At 67.1% G+C, this 20,596-nt stretch carries 21 protein-coding genes and 1 riboswitch; of the genes, 7 read left to right on the forward strand and 14 right to left on the reverse strand.

The window, feature by feature from the left end; all coding sequences use genetic code 11:
• Positions 1–8: 8 nt before the first annotated feature.
• The 6 genes from OCUBac02_RS21280 to OCUBac02_RS21305 form a co-directional block, all read right to left on the reverse strand.
• On the reverse strand, positions 9–1,073 hold the full coding sequence (locus OCUBac02_RS21280; RefSeq protein WP_173048476.1) for an NAD-dependent epimerase/dehydratase family protein: 1,065 nt from the start codon (positions 1,071–1,073) through the stop codon (positions 9–11).
• A 52-nt stretch (positions 1,074–1,125) separates the two neighbouring features.
• Positions 1,126–2,067 (reverse strand): NAD-dependent epimerase/dehydratase family protein, encoded by a 942-nt coding sequence (locus OCUBac02_RS21285; RefSeq protein ID WP_173048478.1) that lies wholly within the window; start codon positions 2,065–2,067, stop codon positions 1,126–1,128.
• A gap of 8 nt (positions 2,068–2,075) precedes the next feature.
• Positions 2,076–3,035 (reverse strand): NAD-dependent epimerase/dehydratase family protein, encoded by a 960-nt coding sequence (locus tag OCUBac02_RS21290; protein ID WP_173048480.1) that lies wholly within the window; start codon positions 3,033–3,035, stop codon positions 2,076–2,078.
• Between the two features lie 22 nt (positions 3,036–3,057).
• Positions 3,058–4,995 carry an asparagine synthase (glutamine-hydrolyzing) gene (gene asnB / locus OCUBac02_RS21295; protein WP_173048482.1) on the reverse strand — a complete coding sequence of 646 codons (1,938 nt, stop codon included), beginning with the start codon at positions 4,993–4,995 and terminating at the stop codon, positions 3,058–3,060.
• Between the two features lie 139 nt (positions 4,996–5,134).
• Complete coding sequence (gene asnB, locus OCUBac02_RS21300; RefSeq protein ID WP_173048484.1) at positions 5,135–7,033, reverse strand: asparagine synthase (glutamine-hydrolyzing); 1,899 nt, start codon at positions 7,031–7,033, stop codon at positions 5,135–5,137.
• Between the two features lie 137 nt (positions 7,034–7,170).
• Positions 7,171–7,425: a helix-turn-helix domain-containing protein gene (locus OCUBac02_RS21305; protein ID WP_348521658.1), complete on the reverse strand. Its 255-nt coding sequence runs from the start codon at positions 7,423–7,425 to the stop codon at positions 7,171–7,173.
• Between the two features lie 258 nt (positions 7,426–7,683).
• Here OCUBac02_RS21305 and OCUBac02_RS21310 point away from each other — a divergent pair, with 258 nt between their 5' ends.
• From OCUBac02_RS21310 to OCUBac02_RS21320, 3 genes are all read left to right on the forward strand, one after another.
• A complete protein-coding gene (locus OCUBac02_RS21310) occupies positions 7,684–8,034 on the forward strand; it encodes an ERF family protein (RefSeq protein ID WP_173048486.1) in 351 nt (116 codons plus the stop codon).
• 135 nt (positions 8,035–8,169) lie between these two features.
• The gene (locus OCUBac02_RS21315) at positions 8,170–9,834 is read left to right on the forward strand and encodes a GMC family oxidoreductase (RefSeq protein WP_173048488.1); all 1,665 of its coding nucleotides are present in this window, start codon (positions 8,170–8,172) and stop codon (positions 9,832–9,834) included.
• A 61-nt stretch (positions 9,835–9,895) separates the two neighbouring features.
• A complete protein-coding gene (locus OCUBac02_RS21320) occupies positions 9,896–10,423 on the forward strand; it encodes a hypothetical protein (RefSeq protein ID WP_173048490.1) in 528 nt (175 codons plus the stop codon).
• A 3-nt stretch (positions 10,424–10,426) separates the two neighbouring features.
• Here the strand turns inward: OCUBac02_RS21320 and OCUBac02_RS21325 are convergent, their stop codons facing one another.
• The 3 genes from OCUBac02_RS21325 to cobD all read right to left on the reverse strand — a co-directional run bounded on the left by OCUBac02_RS21325 (position 10,427) and on the right by cobD (position 13,730).
• Positions 10,427–11,647, reverse strand: coding sequence for an MFS transporter (locus tag OCUBac02_RS21325; protein WP_173048492.1), 1,221 nt, complete (start codon positions 11,645–11,647; stop codon positions 10,427–10,429).
• 19 nt (positions 11,648–11,666) lie between these two features.
• On the reverse strand, positions 11,667–12,638 hold the full coding sequence (locus OCUBac02_RS21330) for a D-2-hydroxyacid dehydrogenase (protein ID WP_173048494.1): 972 nt from the start codon (positions 12,636–12,638) through the stop codon (positions 11,667–11,669).
• 81 nt (positions 12,639–12,719) lie between these two features.
• Positions 12,720–13,730 (reverse strand): threonine-phosphate decarboxylase CobD, encoded by a 1,011-nt coding sequence (gene cobD, locus OCUBac02_RS21335; RefSeq protein ID WP_244639010.1) that lies wholly within the window; start codon positions 13,728–13,730, stop codon positions 12,720–12,722.
• 20 nt (positions 13,731–13,750) lie between these two features.
• Between cobD and cbiB the strand changes: the two genes are divergently transcribed.
• Positions 13,751–14,728, forward strand: a complete 978-nt coding sequence (gene cbiB / locus OCUBac02_RS21340; RefSeq protein ID WP_173048498.1) for an adenosylcobinamide-phosphate synthase CbiB — start codon at positions 13,751–13,753, stop codon at positions 14,726–14,728.
• A 4-nt stretch (positions 14,729–14,732) separates the two neighbouring features.
• Here the strand turns inward: cbiB and OCUBac02_RS21345 are convergent, their stop codons facing one another.
• The 5 genes from OCUBac02_RS21345 to cobU form a co-directional block, all read right to left on the reverse strand.
• On the reverse strand, positions 14,733–16,388 hold the full coding sequence (locus OCUBac02_RS21345) for an acyl-CoA dehydrogenase family protein (RefSeq protein WP_173048500.1): 1,656 nt from the start codon (positions 16,386–16,388) through the stop codon (positions 14,733–14,735).
• The gene (locus OCUBac02_RS21350) at positions 16,385–17,005 is read right to left on the reverse strand and encodes a TetR/AcrR family transcriptional regulator (protein WP_173048503.1); all 621 of its coding nucleotides are present in this window, start codon (positions 17,003–17,005) and stop codon (positions 16,385–16,387) included. Before OCUBac02_RS21350 ends, OCUBac02_RS21345 begins: the two co-directional genes overlap by 4 nt.
• A gap of 168 nt (positions 17,006–17,173) precedes the next feature.
• Positions 17,174–17,638, reverse strand: coding sequence for an MgtC/SapB family protein (locus tag OCUBac02_RS21355; protein ID WP_052232648.1), 465 nt, complete (start codon positions 17,636–17,638; stop codon positions 17,174–17,176).
• Between the two features lie 96 nt (positions 17,639–17,734).
• A complete protein-coding gene (gene cobO, locus OCUBac02_RS21360) occupies positions 17,735–18,343 on the reverse strand; it encodes a cob(I)yrinic acid a,c-diamide adenosyltransferase (RefSeq protein WP_173048505.1) in 609 nt (202 codons plus the stop codon).
• Entirely contained in the window at positions 18,343–18,861 is a 519-nt protein-coding gene (cobU, locus tag OCUBac02_RS21365; protein WP_173049769.1) for a bifunctional adenosylcobinamide kinase/adenosylcobinamide-phosphate guanylyltransferase, read from the reverse strand. The genes cobO and cobU overlap by 1 nt, the downstream gene beginning before the upstream one ends.
• Before the next feature lie 179 nt (positions 18,862–19,040).
• Positions 19,041–19,226: riboswitch (cobalamin riboswitch) on the forward strand.
• 37 nt (positions 19,227–19,263) lie between these two features.
• Here cobU and OCUBac02_RS21370 point away from each other — a divergent pair.
• The 3 genes from OCUBac02_RS21370 to OCUBac02_RS21380 are packed head-to-tail and all read left to right on the forward strand — an operon-like array spanning position 19,264 to position 20,592.
• Positions 19,264–19,440, forward strand: a complete 177-nt coding sequence (locus OCUBac02_RS21370) for a CbtB domain-containing protein (RefSeq protein ID WP_173048507.1) — start codon at positions 19,264–19,266, stop codon at positions 19,438–19,440.
• A gap of 12 nt (positions 19,441–19,452) precedes the next feature.
• Entirely contained in the window at positions 19,453–20,193 is a 741-nt protein-coding gene (locus tag OCUBac02_RS21375; RefSeq protein ID WP_173048509.1) for a CbtA family protein, read from the forward strand.
• A 9-nt stretch (positions 20,194–20,202) separates the two neighbouring features.
• Complete coding sequence (locus OCUBac02_RS21380; RefSeq protein ID WP_047580210.1) at positions 20,203–20,592, forward strand: DUF1636 family protein; 390 nt, start codon at positions 20,203–20,205, stop codon at positions 20,590–20,592.
• Positions 20,593–20,596 lie beyond the last annotated feature (4 nt).

The following is a 20,596-nucleotide window of genomic DNA, read 5'->3' on the forward strand; positions in this document are numbered from 1 at the left end:
GCTGCGGCTCAGGCGCCGTATTTCCGCACATCCGGCACGAAATGCCTGTGACTCATCATGCAGCGCATGATTGTCGGCTTGTTCGCCTTCGTCCATTCGACCGTGCGGCGGATGCCCTCCTCATGCGGCACCTGCGCCACGAAGCCGAGCTTCTCGCGGGCCTTGTCGGTGGCGGCGAAGCGCTGGCCCGAGCGGTCCCAGTCGCGGGCCGGGGTCAGCGCGATCGGCGTCGCGTTGCCCGTCGCCGCGTTGATGCGCTCGGCCAGCTCGCGGATCGAGACCTCGGCGCCGGAGCCGAGGTTGTAGATCTCGCCCGGCTCGCCCTTGAGGCCGCAGGCCATCAGGCCGCGCGCCATGTCCTCGACGAAGATAAAGTCGCGGGTGGCGATGCCGCCGTTTTCGACCGGCAGCGCCTCGCCATGCAGCGATTTCCAGATGAAGGTCGGTGTCACGTTGCGCCAGACGGTCGCCGGAGTGCCGCGCCAGCGGCCGGCGCCCAGGATCTCGCCCGGCCCGTAGACGTTCTGGAAGCGCGCCTTAACGAAAGGCAGTCCGTGCCGGGTGAAATAGTAGTTCCCGTACATCTCGCCGATCAGCTTCGAGATCGAGTACGGGCTGTCGTGGAAGAGCGAGACCGGCGCATCCTCGGTGGTCGCGCTGGCGCCGTCGAAGGTCTTGGCCGCAACCGCGCAGCCGGCGGCCGAATAGACCACCTTCTTCAGCGACCCGATGTCCTTCAGGCGCTCGAACAGCTTCAGCGTGGTCAGCGTGTTGTTCTCATGATCCATCAGAGGGTCGTGGATCGACGACTGGTTCCCGTGGAAGCAGGCAAGATGGTAGGCGTAGTCGAGATCATCGTCGAGCTCGGCCAGGATGCGATCACTGGTGATCGGCCCCGAAACCAGCTTCACCGCCGGATCATCCGGGACATTCACCGGATCGGCCGAGAGGAAGTTGTCGACGATCGTCAGCTTGCGCGGCTTCTCGCGTAGGATCTGCTTGACGAGGTTGGAGCCGACGAAGCCGGCGCCGCCGACCACCAGCACGTTCTTGCCAGCGAAGCTTTCGGTCATGGGAATATCCGTTTGAAGGTGGGGGCGGAGCGAGCCGTGCGGGCGAAGGCGGTCAGGCCTTCGCGGAGGGCGCCTTGAGGTGGCTGTAGATCGCGGTGACGCCGTGCTGGTCGTACCAGGCCAGCATCCGCCGGATCGTCTGCTCGAAGGAGTATCGCGGCTTCCAGCCGAAGGTCTCGATCGTCTTCGAAGGGTCGAGCACGACGGCTGGCACGTCGTCGGCACCGGGCTCCACCTCCGGCACAGGCTCCGAGAGCGTGATGCCGAGATGGTCGACGACGATGTCGAATATCTCCTTGATCGTATGGCCGGTGCCGGTCGAGACGTTGAACACGCCGGTGGGCGCGCCGTCCGCCATCACCACGTCCATGGCCGAGAAGAAGTCGTCCATGTCGACGAAGTCGCGCACGGTCTTGGAGCAGAAGCAGCCCTTGCCGGCCTTCAGGCGGGTGTAGAAGGTCGGGATCGGGCCGATGGCCAGGCGCGGGCCGGTGACGTTGGCGAGCCGGAGCGAGACGAAGGGCAGGCCCGACATGGCAAGGTAATTCTCGCCGGCCTGCTTCGAGATGCCGTAGCTGGTGAAGGGGCGCGCCGGAGCATCCGCCGGGATCGGGACGATTTCCGGCCGGCCATAGCCGAGCGCCGTGTGGAAGTTCACGAAGCGCTGGACGCCGGCCGCCTTCGCCGCCTCGACGACCTGAATCGTACCCTCGACATTGGTGCGCGTATCCTCGAGCCAGTCATCCGGATCCTTGTAGGCCGCGGCCGAATGGACGACATGGCTCGGCTTGAAATCGGCGAAGAGGCGGTCGAGCAACGCACGATCCTCGACCCGGCCTTCGACCACGCGCATCGCCGGGTGGGCTTCCGGCAGGGAGCCACGTTGGCCGGTGGCGAAGTTGTCGAGCACGAGAACCTCGTGCCCACCCTCGAGATAGCGCTCGGTCAGGTTCGAGCCGAGGCAGCCCGCCCCGCCGGTGATCAGGATACGCATGATCCGCCTCAGCCCTTGGCCGCCGTGTTGATGTCGGCGCGGGCTTCCTTGAGATGCGTATAGCCACCGACCACGCCTTCCTTCTCCCAGCGCTCGACCGAGAGCCGCGCGATCTCGTCGAGCGGCGTGAATTCGATATCGCCGAAATCAGCGAAGGTGCGGGAGGGATCGAGCAGGATCGAGGGCGCATCGTCGGGCCCGAGCGGCTTGACCTCCGGCTCCGGATAGTCGTTGAGCTTCATCGCCTTCACGACCGCGTCGTAGAGCTCCTTGATCGCCACGTCCTTGCCGGACGAGAAGTGATAGGTACCGTTGCCCTTGCCGTCGGCGGCCTGGACGACGACGCGGGCCAGGTCGCCCGCATAGCAGAAGTCGCGCCGCGCCGGGGTAACGAAGCACTTCTTCCCCTCGGCCAGGCGGCCATAGAAGATCGGCAGCGGGCCGGAGACGTTGCGCGGGCCGATGACGTTGGCGAGGCGGAAGGTCACCCAATCGACGCCCGAGAACTGCACATAGTGCTCGCCGGCGGTCTTGGAGATCGCGTAGCTCGAGTTCACCGGATTGATCGGGTGGTCGAGCTGGATCGGCTGCTGCAGCGGCTTGGTGCCGTAGCACAGTGCCGTCTGGAAATAGATGAGACGGCCGACCTTGTGGAGCTTGCAGCCCTTGGCGATGTTGGCGCCGCCAACGGCGTTGACGAAGGCATCGGTCTCCCAGTCCTCCGGATCCTTGTAGGACGCGGCGGTGTGGACGACGACATCCGGCTTGAAGTCCGAGAAGAGCTGGTCGACCAGCTTCCAGTCGGTGATCGAGCCCTCGACCTGGGTCAGGCGCTCCTGGTCGAGCAGATTGTCGCGACGGCCGGTCGAGAAGTTCTCGAGCGACATCACGGTGTCCCCGCGCGCCAGGAACATGTCCGCCGCCGTCGAGCCGACCTGGCCGGAGCCACCCGTAATGAAGACCTTCATCGTGCTATTCCCGTGATTGAAGTTACTGGGCCGCGACCTGGGCGGGCTCGACCTCGTCGAGCATCCGCCGATAGTCCGCGGCGCGGTCGTGGAAGATCTGCTGCCAGAGCTCGAGGCTGAGCAGCCCCCAGGTCTTGCGCGAGAAGCGCTCGGCCTTGTCGAAATTGGCGAGGATGGCGTCCGAATTGAAGAACTCGCGATGGCGGGTCTTCTGGGTCGCGAAGATGTCCGCGACCATGTCCTTCAGCTCGCCTGAGAACCATTCCTTGAGCGGCACTGGGAAGCCCATCTTGTCGCGGCGCTGCGCCAGCTCCTGCGGCAGGTCTCCCGAGAAGGTCGACTTGATGAAATGCTTCATCTGGCCGCCCTTGAACTTGATGTCGGCCGGAATCGTCGCGGCGAATTCGACCACCGAATGGTCGAGCAGCGGCACGCGCGATTCCAGCCCATGCGCCATCGACATCCGGTCCTCGACCTGCAGCAGCGCCGGCAGCAGGCACTTGAAGTCGAAATGCGTCATCGAGTCGAAATAGGCTTCCTTCTTCACGTTCCGCTCGGAATTGAAGATGGCCTGGAAGCGCGCGAAGACACCGGAACGGTCGAGCGCCGACCAGTCGACCTCGTTCTCCATGTCGGCTGAACGGTCGATCAGGCGGAAATAGCGCTCGTCCAGCGGGCCGAACAGGCCCTTGGAGAAGAGCTGCCGGATCAGCGGCTTGTATTCCTGCAGCACGGTCAGGTGCGGGATGATCGATTCCGGCGTGACGACGAAGTTGCCGTTGCGCTGCGTGCCGTCGATCGACGCCTTCAGCGCCTGCTCCAGATAGGCGATCAGGTAGCGGGCGTAGCCGCCGAAGATCTCGTCGCCGCCCTGGCCACCCAGTACGACTTTGACGTGCCGGGCCGCCAGTTCGGAGACCATGTATTGCGGGAAGGAGCCGGGACCGCCGACCGGCGTATCGAGGTGATAGAGCACCTTCTCGATGTTGTTGCGAAAGTCGCCCGCGGTGATCTCGATCTGGTGCAGGTCGATGCCGCCGTCCCGGCAGGCGGCCTCGGCGAAAGAGCTCTCGTCATAGCCGGGGAACTCGGTGAACTTGCCGTGGAAGCCGATACGGCCGGAGGCCTCCTCGCGGCCGGCGAGAATGCCGATCAGGCTGGAGTCGATGCCGCCGGAGATGTAGGCGCCGACCGGCACGTCCGAGCGCAGATGCACCTTGATGGAATCTGACAGGCGCGCGCGCATTTCGTCACCGAACCAGCGCGGCGTATGGTCAAAGTCGATGTCGTAATGGACATCCCAGTAGCGGAAGACCCTGACCTCGCCGTTCTCCACAGTCAGCGCGTGGCCGGGCAGCAGCGTGTGGATGTGCTTGAAGAGGGTTTTCTCGCCGATCGTGTACTGGAAGGTCATGTACTCGGCGAGCGCGTCCGGGTCGGTCGCGATCTCGGGCAGCAGCGACAGCAGCGCCTTCATCTCGGAGGCGAAATACAAGGTCCCGTCGACCACGGCGTAGTAGAAGGGCTTGATGCCGAAACGGTCGCGCGCGGCGAAGAAGCGCTCGCCGTCCCACAGGCTGAAGGCGAACATGCCACGCAAATGCTGCAGGCAGTCGATGCCCCATTTCGCATAGGCGGCCAGCACGGTCTCGGTGTCGGAGGAGGAGCGGAAGCTCCAGCCGTCCTGCAGCTCGGCCATCAGCTCAACGTAATTGTAAATCTCGCCGTTGAAGGTGATGACCGTACCATCATTGCCGATCATGGGCTGGCGGCCAGTCGGCGACAGGTCAATGATCGCGAGGCGCCGATGGGCGAGACCGCAGACATTACCCGGCGCAACCCAGACGCCTTGCCCATCCGGGCCGCGATGCGCGATCAGCTGGTTCATCACCGCGAGCGCATTTGCGAGCTTCGCGATAGGCTGACGCGTCAGCGAGACCGCACCGGCGATTCCACACATGACAAACTTTCTGACTTCTGGAGCCCTGAGCGGCAGCCGACGGCCGCAGGGCCGACCACCTCGATCCTCAAACGCAAGGGCGGTCTTTAACAGGCCGGTGTGATCTTGTCATGCCGGCCGGAACCCGCGGACCGGCCCCTTACAGAGACACGCCGACGCGCTCGCCCCACATCCCGAGATTGACGATCCGCCACAGCGTGAAGTCGAGGGGCCTGTTGCCGTCCAGCATATCCTTGGCGAGGGCACGCACTCCATCGGCATTCATCAGCCCCGGATAGCGCGCGAGCGTCTTCTCGATGCCATCCTCGACCTGCCCGCGCAGCGGCCCGCGGAACCAGATCTGCTCCGGCGTAGCGAAGCCGAGCTTGTCGCGCCGCTCGCGCACGCTTTCCGGCAGGACATGGGCCATGCCGCGTCGCAGGACACGCTTGGTGTCGCCGCCGACGATCTTGTGGTCGTTGCCAAGCGCGAGGTCGAACTCGACCAGCGGATGATCGAGGAAAGGGACGCGCGCCTCGATGGAATGGGCCATCGAGTTACGGTCCTCCCAATGCAGCAGCATGGCGAGGTTCGAACCATAGGTCAGCGTCAGGCACAGGGTCCGCAGATCGGCCACTGGCGGCAGGCCGAGCTCGTCGCTGGCCAGCTCGAGCGCCGTCCGCGGGTTGCCCTTCTGGCGCAACAAATCCGTCCCCAGCCAGTCGTGCTGCGTGAGAGCGCGATGCTGGCGCCGCAGCAGCCCGCCGAGCCTGCGCGGAAGCAGCGGCACGAGATGATGCTTGACCTGATCCGCGATCGGCGTGCCGTGGTAGCGGTTTCGCTCGAGGATCGTTGTCACCAACTGCCCGAACCGCCGTCGCCGAGTCAGATCCGCCATGTAGTAGGAAAAGCCGCCATGGTAGCCGGCGAGCTGCTCGTCCGCCCCCTGCCCGTCCAGCATCACCTTGACCCCGACGCGCCTCGCCTCCTCGAACACGCACCATTGCGCGAAGATCGAGGTAGAGCCGAAGGGTTCGTCCTGATGCCAGGTGATGTCCGAGGCGCGCTGGAAGACGTCCTCGGCCTTCGGGAAGATATAGTGCGGCTCGGTATGGGCGTGGGCAACGACCGCCTCCATGAACGGTTTCTCGTCGACGCTCTTCTCGGCGTAGCAGGCCGAGACGGTATTGACCTTCGCACCACCCGCGTCCGAGCCCATCATGCCGGACATCAGGCAGACAATGGAGGAAGAATCGAGCCCACCCGACAGGCAGGAGCCGACCGGAACGTCCGAGCGCAGATGCAGCCGCACGGATTCGGTCAGGAGGTCGCGGAAGCGAGCCGCCGCCTCATCCTCGGATATGGAAATCTCGCCAGCGGTTGCCGGATACCAGCGACGCGGCCGCGCTTCGACGGCAGCGTCGCGGCTCGCATCGATCGTGATGCATTCGCCGCCGCGAAGCTGAAACACGCCTTCGAACATCGTCTCCGAGGTATGATCAGAGATGCCGGAGGCGAGGAAGTCATGGACTCGAGCGACGTTCATGCGGCCCGACACGCCCGGAAGACCCAGGAGCTGCTTGATCTCGGAGCCGAAGGCGGCGCCGCGAGGCGCCGTCACCATGTATAGTGGCTTGATACCGTAGCGGTCGCGGGCGGCGAAAAGCTTCTTGTCACGATCGTCCCAAATTAGGAAGGCGAACATACCGCGCAGCCGAGGCAGCGCATCCTCACCCCAGAGGATGTAGGCGCGCAGCAACACCTCGGAATCAGACTCGGAGACAAAGACCTCCCCCTTCGCCCGCATCTCCTCGCGCAGCTCGATGTAATTGTAGATCTCCCCGTTGAAGACGAGCCGATATCGGCCCGACGCATCACCCATCGGCTGCAGGCCGGCATCCGAAACGTCGATAATGGCGAGGCGTCGGTGACCGAGGGCAACAGGACCTTTGGAACTGGCATAGGTTTCCCAGCCGCGACCGTCTGGTCCTCGGTGCGCTACGATGTCGATCCGTTGGGGGTCTGGCTCGAAGCCGATCGACCCAAAAATGCCACACATGCGCCAGCCTCGTTGCTGCGGCTTCGAGCGATTTGTTGCCGCCGACCAAAACAGTCTTGTGCTGCCTTATATTGACGGCACCGCCGTTGGTCGAGGCCACCGACACCTTTCGGCGACAAGGCCCTTTACAAACGCACTCACCCAAAGCCTTGCTTGCTCGACAGCTGTTCAGCCTCCTCTGAACGCAACGATCGATTTCGCCGCCCGATCTCGACGCCGCCCTCCTCGAGTGCGAATTTGATGCCTCGCAGATTGTTGTGCGTCGGCACGCGCCTGCCCTTTTCAAAGTCTCGGATGGTTAAGAGGCCGAGATGCGCAGCCTTGGCAAATTCTTGCTGGCTCCAATCGAGGAGCGCGCGGGCGGCGCGGCATTGGACTGGCGTGATCGTGATGGCGGCATCGCCTGATCAACGCTTTTCGTCGAGTGACGACTATTCCAGTTGACTGGTGTCGCCTCGGGACTGGCGGTTCGGGTCAGGTCGCGCCGTATCGCTCGTCCCTCTCACCAGAGGGACCGGACGATGACCGGCACCTTGCGCCATCGACGCTCCTCGGCCGGCGCTCGGCTCACAGATCTGCGCCCTGCCCCCACGATCACCCAGCTGAGCCTGTTGAGCTCCGCACGCGACCGCGGCGCAGGTTAGCATGTGTTGTCCCAACTGATCGGTCTGCACGAGCGCAGCCGCGCGGAGCATGCACGCCGAGCCTTTGAGGCTACCCTTACGACCGCCAAGGCCGAGCTCCCGGTGATCGCCAAGTCCCAGATCGCCAGTATCGGCGCCAAGCACTACCGTCATGAGGGTTTGGCTGAGATCGCCCGCACGACCGGGCCGATACTAGCACGCCATGGGCTGGCCTACCGCTTCCGCTTGAACAGCGACGGCGAGGGGGTAACGATCACCTGCGTGATCTCGCACCGTGACGGCCAAAGCGAACACAACAGCCTCTCAGCCGGCGCCGATCACGGCGGCGAGAAGAACGCGATCCTGAAAATTCCCTGATACTAGGGAATTCCACCGATGGTGGGCACCAACGAAGGGGGCATTTCCCCACGCTGTCGCCCCATGCCAAGCTATGCCAGATTACCTATCGGCCAGGACGATAGATGGCCACTTGATCGTGCGACCGGAAACGCCATGCCTGACCCCGCCTCCACCGACCGCCGCCTGATCGGCACCTTCGATTACGTCGTGATCGGGGCGGGCTCGGCCGGCTGTGTCGTCGCCAACCGCCTCGCCGCCGACTCACAGACCAAGGTCCTGGTGCTCGAAGCGGGCGGCATGGATGACTGGATCTGGTTCCACATCCCGGTCGGCTATCTCTTCGCCATCGGCAATCCCCGTGCCGACTGGCAGTTCCAGACCGAGCCGCAGGCCGGGCTCGGCGGGCGGGCGCTCGCCTATCCGCGCGGCAAGGTCGTCGGCGGCTCCTCGGCGATCAATGCCATGGTCTATATGCGCGGCCAGGCCGCCGACTATGACGGCTGGCGCCAGCGCGGTCTCGCCGGCTGGGGCTGGGACGACGTGCTGCCCTATTTCCTGAAGCACGAGGACCACATCGCGCCGCCGCCCGGCGGCCTGCACAAGGCTGGCGGGGAATGGCGTGTCGAGCACCCCCGCGTGCGCTGGGCGATCCTGAATGCGATTCGCGACGCGGCGGAAGCCGCGGGCATCGCCAAGATTCCCGATTTCAACATGGGCGACAACGAAGGCTCCTCCTATTTCCAGGTGAACCAGCGACGCGGGCGGCGGCTGAGCGCCTATGGCGCCTTCCTGAAGCCGCTGCTTCGCGAGAAGGAACGCCGCAATCTCCGGCTGGAGACGCGCGTCCATGTCGAGCGCATCGTCTTCGAGGACGGGCGGGCCAAGGCCGTCGAATTCACCCATGGGCTGGGCACGCCGAGCGAGGAGAAGCTGCGGGTCGAGATCAGTGGTGAGGTCGTGCTGTCCGCCGGGGCCGTCGCCTCTCCGCTCCTGCTCGAACGTTCCGGCATCGGCAGCGGGGGGCGTTTGCAAGGGCTCGGTATCGAGACACTGGTCGATGCGCCCGGCGTCGGCGAGAACCTGCAGGACCATCTCCAGATCCGGCCGGTCTACAAGGTGCATGGCGTCAAGACGCTGAACAGCGACTATGCCAGGCTCTGGCGCCGGCCGCTGATGGCGCTGGAATGGGCGGCCTTGCGCACGGGACCGCTGACGATGGCGCCCTCGCAGGTCGGCGCCTTCGCCAGGTCCTCGCCGCAATATGCCACCGCCAATCTGCAGTACCATTTCCAGCCGCTTTCGCTCGATAGCTGGGGTTCCGGCCTGCATCCGTTCGATGCCTTCACCGCGAGCGTCTGCAATCTCAGGCCGACGAGCCGCGGCAGCGTGCATCTGCGCTCGGCCGATGTTCGCGACACGCCGGTGATCTCGCCGAATTATTTCGACACAGAGGAGGACCGGCAGGTCGCGGTCGACGCGATGAAGCTGACGCGCCGGATCGTGTCGCAGGCACCGCTCGCCCGCTTTCGCCCGGAGGAGCACATGCCGGGCGAGGCCGCCCAGTCGGACGAGGCCCTGCTGGAGGCGGCCGCCAAGCTCGGCACCACGATCTTCCACCCCGTCGGCACGGCCCGGATGGGCAGCGACGACGATCCGGGCGCGGTTCTCGATGGGCGGCTCAGGGTGCGCGGCGTCGCGGGCCTGCGCGTCATCGACGCATCGGTGATGCCGACGATCACCTCGGGCAACACCGCCAATCCGACGATGATGATCGCCGAGAAGGGCGTGGCGATGCTGAAGGAAGACGCGCGCCGCTAGACGCCGCCGGGGCCGGGCGGCATGGAATTGCCGCAAATCGCGATCTATGAATCGGATCGCGATGCCAGACGACCTTTCGCCCTCGCCCGCGCCGGAACGCGGCCCGCTGACGCGCGGACTGCTCGCGGTGCTACGCGCCGCGATCACCGTCTTCGTCATCCTCGACGAGCTCCTGCGGCCGCTCTACCGGCCGCTGCTGCGGCGCCTCGCGGACCTGCGCATCATGCGCCGGCTGGAAGAGAGCGTCGCCGCGCTGCCGCGCCCGCTCGTGCTGCTGGCGCTGGCTATCCCCTTCGCCATCGCCGAGCCGCTGAAGCTGTTCGGCCTGCTGCTCTTCGCGCGCGGGCAATTCTGGGCCGGGCTCATCGTGACCGCCTTCGCCCATCTGACGAGCTTCGTCTTCGTCGAGCGCATCTACCATGCCGGCCGTGGGAAGCTGATGAGCTATCGCTGGTTCGCCTGGATCATGGGGCAGGTCGTGCGGGTGCGCGATCGCGTTCTCGGTTGGGTCAGGGCCACCGCGGCTTATGACCTGGCGATGCGGACGCGCGACGTGGTGCGCGACTGGTGGCGAACGGTGCGCGCCTGAGACTCAAGCCGGGCGGCTGCGTGCCAGCATCAGGAGCGCACCAGCCGCCAGCGCCGAGAAGGCGATCAGCAGCAGCGTCGAGACCGTGACGCCGCCGCGCTCCAGCGCCACGGCGAAGACGAGCGGCGCCGCAGCCTTGATGACGAGACCCGGCGCCGAGAGCTTGCCCATGGTCGCGCCGAAGCCGACCGGACCGAAGAGCTGAAGCGGGACGGTGCCGCGCACGATCGAGCTCAGGCCCATGCTGATGCCGAAGGCGATGGCGAAAAGCCCGGCAACGACCGGCAAGGAACCGCCGATCAGCAGCAGGGCGAGGCCGAACGGCATCAGCCAGGCCGAGACCCAGGCCGTGGTGACCGGCGAGACACCGCGGCCGAAGAGCATCTCGGTCAAGCGTCCGGCGACCTGCGAGGGGCCGAGCATCGCGCCGATGCCGACCGCAGCCGCGGCGCTGAGCCCGAAGCCCTGCAGCAGCGCCAGCATATGCACGGCCATGGCCGAAACCACGAAGCCCTGCAGCGAGAAGGCCAGCGCCAGCAGCAGGAAGGCGCGGCGGCGGGCATCCCCGGTGAGATAGGCCACTTCCGGCTCCTGTGGGCTGGGCATGACGGCCGCATCGACCTCGGCGACGACCGGCCGCTTGACGCGCCCCGGCAGGAAAAGGAGATGAAGAGGCAGGCAGACCAGAATCTGCGAAAGGCCGTAGAGCCGGTAGACGCCGCGCCAGTCGAGGACCCCGAGCAGGCTCGAGGTCAACGGCCAGAACAGCGTCGAGGCGAAGCCGCCGATCAGGGTGAGCTGGCTGATGGCACGCCGCGCCTGGCTGCCGCGCGCCTGCGTCAACGCGGCGAAGGCGGCATCGTAGAACACGGCCGTCGTCACCGCCTGGAGGGCGACCATCGCGAGCGTGTAGCTGACGATGCCCCGCGCTTCGGCCAGCACGAAGAGCGAGAGGCCGGCCAGCGCGGAGCCGACCGTCATGACCAGACGCGTGCCGTAGCGGTCGATCAGACCGCCGGTGATCGGCGCGATCGCACCGCCCAGCAGGAGCCCGACCGCGAAACCGCCGAAGGTCCATTCCGGCGCCCAGGCGAAATCCGCGGTAATGCGCGGCGCCAGCACGGTGAAGGCGTAGAACAGCGTGCCGTAGCCGAGGACCTGGGTGACGCCGAGCACGGGGATCAGCGAGGCGCCGCCCGGCCGGAGATATCTGGGCGAAGCCATCGCCGCCACCTGCTGCCGCTCAGACGATCTGGTTGCGCAAATCCGCTTCGCCGCGTCCGAGGCGCTCGAGATTGTCGAGGAGGATGTCGATCACATTGCCCTCATAGGCGCGGGTTTCGCCGGCGCTATGAGGCGTGACGATGACCTGCGGCATGCGCCAGAACGGCGAGATCGGCGGCAACGGTTCTTCATGGAAACAATCGAGCCCCGCGCCGGCGATGCCGCTGTTGCCGAGCGCGTCGAGCAGGGCCGTCTCGTCGACGACGCGGCCCCGCGCGACATTGATCAGAAAGGCCGAAGGCTTCATCGCGCCGAGGATGCGGGCATCGATCAGGCCCTCCGTCTCGGGCGTCAGCGGGCAGGTCAGGGCGACGAAATCGGCCGCGGCCACCGTCTCGGCCAGCTTGTCGGGATGGACGATCGCCTCGACATGCGGCTGCGGATCGAGGCTGCGACGGACGCCGATGACGCGCATGTCGAAGGCGCTCGCAAGCTTCGCGAGCCTGAGGCCGATGCGGCCGAGCCCGACGATGACCAGCGTCTTGCCGCCGAGCTCGTCCTCGCGCAGCGCCCGATCCCCGATCATGGGGCGCCAGGCCTGCTTTACCTGATTGTCCCGCGCGAAATGGATCTGGCGGGTCAGCGCCAGGATCAGCGACATCGCGTGCTCGGCCACGGCCCGCTCGTTGCTGCCCTGGGCGCTGGCGAGCCGGATGCCGGCCGCGCCGATCGCCGGCTTGTCGAACTGATCGGTGCCGGCGCTGATCGACTGGATGAAGCGCAGCTTCGGCAGGCGCGTCAGCAGGTCGTTGCGCCACAGGCCGGAGACGACGAGCACATCGGCTTCGGGCGCGCGCTCGCGCAACTCGTCGAGGCTGCGCACCTCGAAGCTCTTCGCGGCACGGCCACGCGTCAGGAACTCGTCGCGAAGCTGATAGGCAGCGTGAGCGAAGCCGATCGTCAGGTCGCCTTCCGGCGGCAGGAATGCCATGCGTCGTCTCTCCCCGATTCCGTTTCAGAGGACGTTAGCCGGCCTGCCGGCTCCTGTCCCCGCTTCCGCCGCATGCAAGCTTCACGCTGGTGGCGTTGCTCCGAAAGCATCGACGGCCAGCGCCGCGTGCAGGCGCGACCATGCCGACTCATCGCCTGGCAGGCCGAAACGCAGGCGATCCGGCGCGTCCTGGAAGCGACGCACATAGATGCCGTGCCGGCCGAGGCGGGTGAAGAGTGCCGCGGCCTGCGGCGTTTCGAGCAGACGGAACAAGGCGGTGCCGCCGACGATTCGGCCATGCGGCGCCAGCAGGGCGTCGAGGCGAGCAGCATCCTGCGCCCGCGCCCCTCCGGTATCGGCAAGCCAGTTGGCATCCGACAAAGCCAGCGCGCCGACATGGAGCGCGGGACCAGCCACCGACCACGGACCGAGCGCCGCCTTGAGCCGCGCCATCGATTCGGTCGCACCGATGGCGAAGCCGAGCCGCAACCCGGCGAGGCCATAGGTCTTGCCGAAGGAGCGCAGCACGATCGTGCCATCAGGAAGCTCCGGCACGATGCTGGCCTCGGGCGTGAAATCGGCGAAGGCCTCGTCGACGATGAGCAGGCCTTCGCGGGCGACGCAACGCGCGGCGATGCTTCTGAGCTCGGCCTGCGGCAGCACGCGCCCGTCGGGATTGTTCGGATTGACCGCGACGAGGGTCGCAGCTTCCCCAGTGGGCGCGGCGATTTCGCTGACGGCGTAGCCCGCCTTGCGCCAGGCATGGCCGTGCTCGGCATAGGTCGGGCCGAGGATCGCGACGGGACCGGCGGGCGCCAGGCGCGGCAGCAACTCGATCAGGATCTGCGTGCCGGGCGCGGCGACGATCTCGGCAGAGGCCGGGACGCGATAGGCTGTTCGGGCGGCGGCGATCAGCGCCATCTCGTCATCCGCGCCGGGCAGACGCGTCCAGAGGCTTAACGGCAGCGCCGGAAGCGGATAGGGGATCGGATTGATCCCGGTGGAGAGATCGACCCAGGGCTGCGGCGCCTCCGGAAAGAGCGCGCGGGCCGTGGCGAGATCGCCGCCATGCCAGATACCGTCCTCAGCCACGACCCTGCCCGCGCTCCCGCATGAACCTCTCCGCCAGCCTGCCTCTGCTCGTGCTCGCGCTGACCATCGAGGCGGCATTCGGCTATCCCCAGCGCTTCTATGCCGCAATCGGCCATCCCGTCACCTGGATCGGCAAGCTGATCGGCCGGCTGGACCGAGGACTTAACCGGGAGAGCGCCTCCTCCGCGCAACGCAAGGCCATGGGCTTGCTCGCACTTGGGCTGCTGCTCGCCGTGGTCATCTCGCTGTCGGCGCTGATCCAGCGCCTGTGCCTCTCCTTCGGGCTTCTCGGCCTGATCCCGCTCGCGCTCATCGCCTCGACCCTGATGGCGCAGCGCAGCCTCTACGAGCATGTCGCTGATGTCGCCGAGGGGCTGGAGCAGGATGGGCTGGAAGGCGGGCGGCGCGCCGTCTCGATGATCGTCGGGCGCAATCCGCAGACGCTGGACGAAGCCGGCGTGTCGCGCGCGGCGATCGAAAGTCTCGCCGAGAATTTTTCGGATGGCATCGTCGCGCCGGCCTTCTGGCTCGGGGCCGGCGGATTGCCGGGCATCGTCGCCTACAAGGCGATCAACACCGCCGATTCGATGATCGGCCATCGCACGCCGCGCCATCTCGCCTTCGGCTGGGCCTCCGCCCGGCTCGACGATCTCGTCAACCTGCCCGCCTCGCGCCTGACGGCGTTACTGCTGGTCGTCTCGGCAGCACTCGACCGCAATGCAGATGCCGCAGGTGCCTGGCGGGCATTGCGACGCGATGCCGGCAAGCACCGCTCGCCCAATGCCGGCTGGCCGGAAGCCGCAATGGCCGGGGCGCTGGGCCTCAGGCTCGCCGGGCCGCGCGTCTATGGCGAAACCCGCGTCGAGGACCACTGGATGGGCGATGGTCGGGCCGGGGCCAATGCCGCCGATATCCGCCGGGCGCTCACGCTCTACAAGCTCTCCTGCGGCCTGCTCTGGGCACTGGCCGCGTTATTGGCGGCCGTGGCGCTGCTCTGAAGCCTCAGTTCGGCACCGGCACGGCCCGCCGCGCGATCGCCTGCAGATCGGCGCCCTGCGGCAGGGAGCCGAAATGGCCGGACCAGCCGCCGGCCAGCCGCGATGCGACATAGGCGTCCGCCACGGCATGCGGCGCATGGCGGATCAAGAGCGAGGCCGACAGGCCCAGCGCCATGCGCTCGACGAAGCGCCGCGCCAGATGCTCGTGCCTGAGCACATCGACCAGATCGGCCTCCAGCCCGGCCAGGAAGGCGTCGTAGCGTGGATCGCTGCCGCGGGCAGCGCGCAACTCGTCTAGCAGGGCCGGCACGCAATCGGGATAGCGGCGGATCGAGCGGAGCACGTCGAGGCAGACGACATTGCCGGTGCCCTCCCAGATGCCGTTGAGCGGCGCCTCGCGATAGAGCCGCGCCATCAGATGGTCCTCGATGAAGCCGTTGCCGCCATGGCACTCCAACGCCTCGACCACGACCGGGGTCGCGCGTTTGCAGTTCCAGTATTTGGCGATCGGCGCGCCGATGCGGCCGATCAGCTTCTCGGCTTCGCTCCCGCCCTCTCGGTCGAGCGCATGGATGAAGCGGAAGGCGAGCCAGGCGGAGGCCTCGACCTCCAAAGCGAGATCGGCGATCACATTCGTCATGATCGGCTGGTCGATCAGCGCCTTCTGGAAAGCACGGCGATGAGCGGTGTGATGCGCCGCCTGCGCGACCGCGTGGCGCATCAAGCCGGCCGAGCCGACGGCGAAATCGAGCCGCGTATAGTGGTTCATTTCCAGCCCGGCGCGGATGCCGTGGCCCGGCTCGCCGATGAGATGCGCGATCACGCCACGGAATTCGACTTCGGACGAGGCGTTGGACTTGTTGCCGCATTTGTCCTTGAGCCGCTGGATCTGCAGGCGGTTGCGCGAGCCGTCCGGCAGCCAGCCCGACACGACGAAGCAGGACACGCCCTCCTCCGTGCGCGCCAGCGTCAGGAACACGTCGGAATGCGGGACCGAGAAGAACCATTTATGGCCGGTCAGCGCATAGGTCCCGTCGGCGTTGCGCGCCGCGACCGTCTGGGTCTGGCGCAGATCGGAGCCGCCCTGCTTCTCGGTCATCGCCATGCCGACCGTGCCGCCGCGCTTCTGTGCCGCCGGCAGCGGGCGGCTATCGTATTCCGAAGAGGTGATCAGCCGGCCGAACTCGGCCCAGCGCGCGGGATCGCGCTGCAGCACGGGAATCGCCGAGTAGGTCATGCCGAGCGGACAGCAGATGCCGTTCTCGCCCTGGTTCCAGAGATAGGAAACGGCAGCACGCGCCACCTGTGCGCCTTCCCGCGGTCTGGTCCAGCACAGCGAATGGAACTCGTCGCGCATGGCGAGCCCCATCAGTTCGTGCCAGGCCGGATGGAACTCGATCTGGTCGACGCGCCGGCCCCAGCGGTCATGGGTGCGCAATTCCGGCAGGCTGCGATTGGCCTGCCGCGCCAGGTCCTGCACGCGTTGCGAGCCGACATGGCCGCCGACGATGCCCGCCTGCTCCCGGAACCAGCCGGCGCCGAAGGCATCGAGGATGCGACCAAGCGCCGGATCGGCGGCGAAGGCGTCATAATCCGCCAGCGCCGGCGCCTGGTTCAGTACCTCATGCGTGTCGTAGCCGTAAGCGTCGAGCGTGGTCATGCGGCCTGTCCTTCTCGGGAGATCAGCGCGGCGAGGGAGAGATCGGCAAGGGCGGCCGCGATCTCGCGGTCGCGCTCGGAGGTGATCGGGCGGTCCGGCGAGAGCGGGCCGATCAGCGCCTCCATGAAGCCGCCGACGATCATCGCGGCGGCAGCATCGGGATCGACCGCGCGGAAGGCCCCCTGCCCTTCGCCCTCAACGACGAGCGCGCGAAAAATACCGGCGATCTCGCGGCGATAATCGAGCCGCGTCGCGTCGACGGCCGGGTCGGCGGGCTCGGCGATCATCGACCAGGCGAGGCGGCGATTGGCGAAGGCGCGGCGCGCAAAGGCTTCCACCGCGGCGGTCAGGCGCTCGGCGACGGGAGCGTCACTTGCAGCGATTTCACGTAGCACGGAAAGCTCACGCGACGAGACCGCCGCGACGATCTCAGCCATCAGCTCCGCCTTGGAGGCGAAATAGGAATAGACGCTGCCGGTCGAGACGCCGCTTGCGGCGGCGACCGCCGCAATCGAGGTCTCGTGGAAGCCGACCTCGGAGACGATGCCGCGCGCGGCGGCGAGGATCGCCTCGCGCTTGCCGGCCTTGCGGGGGTGCCTCGACTGCGTGCCGGCCATCGCTGATCTCGAAATTGAATTTGAATTCAGATTCAATTTGAAGACACAGTTGGCCGCCGTCAAGAGCTGGGATCGGAATGACCGGATTGGAGCACGGCAAGCCGTGGGCGAGATTGCCTCCGGCACGCTCCGGCGCCCCCTTGAGGCACCCTGCGGCGCCTCAGGTACTCACGAAGGCGGCGCCTCGCTGGAATTGGCCGTCCTGTCGCGACCGGCCCAGCGCTCGACGGAATGATCGATGGCGAGCAGGACGAGCGCAAGCAGCGTGGCCGACGCCACGATGGCATGATCGCCCAGCCCGGCGGCGCAGCCGAGCGCGGCAGTGACCCATATGGCCGCGGCGGTGGTCAGGCCCGTCGGCGTCGCATGGCCGCGACGCAGCACGATGACGCCGGCGCCCAGGAAACCGATCCCGGTCAGCAGGCCCTGGACGACGCGGCTGGCGGCATCGGCCTCATGTGGCCCGCTGAAGATCGTCGCCGCGGCGGCCGTACCCAGCCCGACCAGGCCGAAGGTGCGGATTCCGGCGGCACGCTGCCTGTTGGTCCGTTCCCAGCCCACGACGATGCCGGCGGCCATGCCGGCCAGCAGCCTGAGCAGCAGATCCAGCTCTCCCCAGAGAAAACCACTCATGGCCCACCCCCGAAAACGATGATCGAGGACATGAACGCGCGAACGCCGTTCGCGTTCGTTATGGGGCAAACGACCGGCAGCCGACGAGGAAGCGGCTTAAAACTCGATCCCCTGCTGCGCCTTCACGCCCGCCGCGAAATGGTGCTTCACCAGCGTCATCTCGGTGACGAGATCGGCCGCCTCGATCAGCTCGGGCTTGGCGTTGCGGCCGGTGACGACGACATGCAGGTCCGGCCGGCGGGCGGCTAGCGCCGCCACCACTTCGGCGAGCGGCAGATAGTCGTAGCGCAGGGCGATGTTGAGTTCGTCGAGCACGAGCAGCCTGATCTCCGGATCGGCCATCAACTCCCGGGCCTTGGCGAAGGCACGCTCGGCAGCGGCGATGTCGCGGGCCTTGTCCTGCGTTTCCCAGGTGAAGCCCTCGCCCATGCTGTGCCAGTTCACCTGGTCGCCGAAGGCTTCCAGCGCCTTGCGCTCGCCGGTCGACCAGGCGCCCTTGATGAACTGCACCACGCCGATGCGCCAGCCATGGCCGAGCGCACGCAGGATCAGGCCGAACGCCGCCGTCGACTTGCCCTTGCCGGGGCCGGTATTGACGATCAGCAGGCCCTTTTCGAGCGTCTTGGAGGCGACTTCGGCGTCCTGCACCGCCTTGCGCTTCTCCATCTTCGCCTTGTGGCGGGCGGCGTCGTCAGTGTCCGTCATCATTTCACTCGCATCGGCAATCCGGCGACCATGAAGACCACGCTGGCCGCACGCGCCGCAAGCACCTGATGCAGGCGTCCCGCCTCGTCGCGGAAGCGGCGGGCCAGCGCGTTCTCCGGCACGATGCCGAGCCCGACCTCGTTGCCGACCAGCACGAGCGGCGCGGAGACGCGCTCGCAGGCGGAGATCAGGCCCTCGCGGGCGGCGGCCGTGTCGCGCTCGGCCAGGATCAGGTTGGTCAGCCAGAGCGTCAGGCAATCGATCAGGATCGGCCGGCCGGCCGGCTGGGTGGCGATGGCCCCGGCCAGATCGATCGGCGCATCGACCGTCTGCCAGCCGGCCGGGCGGCGGGCGCGATGCTCGGCGATGCGCGCGCGCATCTCGTCGTCATAGGCCTGCGCCGTGGCGATATAGGTCCAGGGCGAAGGCCACGCCTCGATCAGCGCCTCGGCATGGCGGCTCTTGCCGGAACGGGCGCCGCCGAGGACGAGGGTGAGGTGGGGGATTTCGTTCGGCATCATATCCGCTGCGTTTCCTGAGCCCTCATCCTGAGGAGGCCGGAAGGGCCGTCTCGAAGGATGGTCCAGGAGGCTCGGGAGGCATCTGGAGCATCCTTCGAGACGCCGCTGACGCGGCTCCTCAGGATGAGGGCTCACGAAGAAGATCGCGCACTGCATTGCACAGCAACACGGCGATAGCTAATGATGATCGTGACGGTGCCTCCGCGAGGAGGTGAAAAGGGAACGCGGTGCGAGACCGCGGCTGCCCCCGCAACTGTAAGCGGATGTCCTTCGCCATCGGCCACTGGAGCGCTCGCTCCGGGAAGGCGGCGAGAGACGCGAAGTCCGCGAGCCAGGAGACCTGCCGTCGACCCGCAGAGATCCAACCGGCTGCCGGCGGGGCGGCCACGGAGAACGCTTATGAACACCGCTTCGGTTCCCACCCCCACACTCAGCGTTTCGGACCGCGTCAAGGCGGTCGCCGCCGCGCTCGTGATCGGCGTCGCGCTGATCTACACGACCGGCTTCGCGGCCTCGACCAATGTCCACAACGCCGCGCACGATACCCGTCACGGCCTCGCCTTTCCCTGCCACTGAGGGAAAGCATCCATGGTCACGCGTGTTCTCACGGTCAGCATCCTGGCCGGGCTTCTGGCTGGCTTGATCGTCGCCGCCCTGCAGCATGTCACCACCACACCTCTCATCCTCAAGGCCGAGACCTATGAGGCGGCGCTCGCGCTGAAGGCGCCGACGCTGGCCGGTTTCGACGACGAGGCGAAAATCATCCTGGCGCATGGACCGGCCGGCGAAGCGCCCGGCCACGACCATGCCGAGTGGAAGCCGCAGGACGGCCTCCAGCGCACGCTCTTCACCGGCGCGGTGACGATCGCGACCGCGATCGGCTTCGCGGGGCTGCTGCTCGCCGGGATGATCGCGGCCGGCGACAGCATCGACCAGCGCAGCGCGCTCGTCTGGGGCGCCTGCGGCTTCCTCGCGCTCGGGCTTGCGCCTGCGATGGGGCTGGCTCCCGAACTGCCGGGCGCAGCCTCGGCCGCGCTGGAGCAGCGCCAGCTCTGGTGGCTCTGGACGGCCGTCGCGACCGCGGCCGGGCTCTTCATGTTCCTGCGCTTCGAACAGCCCTGGCTCAAGCTCGTGGCCATCGTCCTGATCGTGCTGCCGCATGTCGTCGGCGCCCCGCACCCGGCCGCGCCGGAGAGCAAGGTGCCCGCCGAGGTCGCCGCGCATTTCGCAGCGCTCTCGCTCGGCATCCAGGCGGCGCTCTGGCTCGCCACCGCCTTCATGGTCGGCGTGCTATGGCCCTGGGCGAACCGCCGTTCCGCGGAAGCCTGAGGGCAAGCCATGTCCGAGGGCGACCTCACCATCCATGTCTGCACGGCCTGCCGCCGTGCCCGCGCCGATCTCCCGGAAGGCTATGACCAGCCGGGACTGGCGCTGGCCGAGCGTCTCGCTGAGCAGCTCAAAGCAAAAGGCAGCACGATCCCCGTGCTGCCCGTCGAGTGCCTCTGCGTCTGCAAGCGGCCCTGCACCATCGCGCTCAGCGCCGACGGCAAATGGACCTATCTGATCGGCGATCTCGACACCGACACCCATCTCGACGAGATCGTCGGCGCCGCGGAGGCCTATGCCGCCAGCGCCAACGGCATCGTTCCCTGGAAAGAGCGGCCCCAGTCCTTCCGCAAGGGCGTGGTCGCGCGCGTGCCGCCTTTGCCGGCGCGCCAGCAAGGATGACATC

The organism is Bosea sp. ANAM02, assembly GCF_011764485.1.
GTDB lineage: Bacteria > Pseudomonadota > Alphaproteobacteria > Rhizobiales > Beijerinckiaceae > Allobosea.